Genomic DNA, 1,352 nt, shown 5'->3' with positions numbered 1-1,352 from the left:
CTTTGATTGCGTGATTTTGAAAGAATTCTATTTTTATTTAATGCGCATCCTACTTCGCTATCCCGGGATATCCGATAATCATTGAGTTGATATTTGCATCGTCGCTCATTATCTCTTTGCAAAACAGGTGTAGATAATAACTGATTTTTATCTGTTGCTAACAAGTCTCTTTTAGCTAATGAACAGGCCTGGTCATTCTCATTTGGCTCGATAATAAATGAGGCGTGTGCAACGCTGGAGAGAAAGATAATACTGCCAACTATCCATAGTTTCATTTTATAAAACCACCTTTTCGTAGGAATTCCTTAGCCACTTTTTTTCTTTTTATTTCCATTATATGAGTGAAATTAAATAAGCGTTCCAGTGTTGATGTGTGCATAAAATCAGGTAATTCTACGTCCTTTCCGGCAACCGGCTTTACCAGGCTGACGGTGGCGACGACCACCAGTTCGGTTTGATTCTTTTGCGTTTGTGCATTGCGGAAAAATGCCCCTAATATAGGAATATCACCAATGAAGGGGATCTTTTTAAGGGATTCCCGCTCTGATTTACTGATCAAACCACCTAGAATAAAGCTTTCACCATCACCAAGTTCTAATGTGGTCGCTGCCTTACGTGTACGTAATGAAGGATACGAATTACCCCCTTCGACGTTAAATACTTTATCTACACTACTGACCTCTTCTTCCATGCTAATGCGGATACGATTTTTTTCATTTACCTTGGCCGCAATGTTTAGCTTGATACCATAAGTTTTGTATTTAATTACGGTGCTGTTTTGGGTGGTATTAAACATTGGTATTTCGCCACCAACTAAAAATGAGGCACTTTCACCGGACAGTACCGATAGATTAGGTTCGGCCAGAACACGAGCAATAGAATCATCATTAATGGCATGAACTAATGTGCTAATTCCGGTGGCATTGAATTTTAAAAACTGAAAGGAGCCAACAGATGCTTCGTTGATGCTGCTCCAATCTACCCCTATATTCTCACTAAAGTCTTTAGTCACCTCAGCAATGGTTAATTTCACATTTACCTGGTTAGATTCAGGGAGTTTAATCTTATTAATTACCCCTAAGTAATCAGGGTTATTAAAATGTTGATCTTCGCGATTCTTCTCTCTTTTCTTGTTTATTGCTTCACCGACAATAGCTGCAATAGTGTCTTTCGCCTCTTCTGACTCTGCTTTACCCGTTAGCAGATAGCCATTACCAATTTTATTGATTTCTATGTTGCTATCAGGATATTCAATTTTTATTCTCTGATAGGCTGAGGTAATAATGTCATTTACCATGACGGCAGTTTTTTTCATTGGATGATTATCTTTATTAAATAAGATAAACTCTGCT

2 protein-coding genes are annotated in these 1,352 nt (G+C 38.0%); both read right to left on the bottom strand.

The features are described 5' to 3' along the window. On the bottom strand, positions 1-275 hold a 275-nt coding region (locus tag V2A85_RS23685), incomplete at its 3' end, for a hypothetical protein (protein ID WP_420072552.1). Beyond that, the coding region (locus V2A85_RS23680; protein ID WP_420072551.1) for a type II and III secretion system protein family protein at positions 272-1,352 on the bottom strand (1,081 nt) is incomplete at its 5' end. The genes V2A85_RS23685 and V2A85_RS23680, both read right to left, overlap by 4 nt.

The sequence above is a fragment of the Yersinia sp. 1252 StPb PI genome, assembly GCF_048593885.1.
Lineage (GTDB): Bacteria > Pseudomonadota > Gammaproteobacteria > Enterobacterales > Enterobacteriaceae > Yersinia > Yersinia enterocolitica_E.
This window is presented reverse-complemented; position numbering and strand designations above follow the sequence as displayed.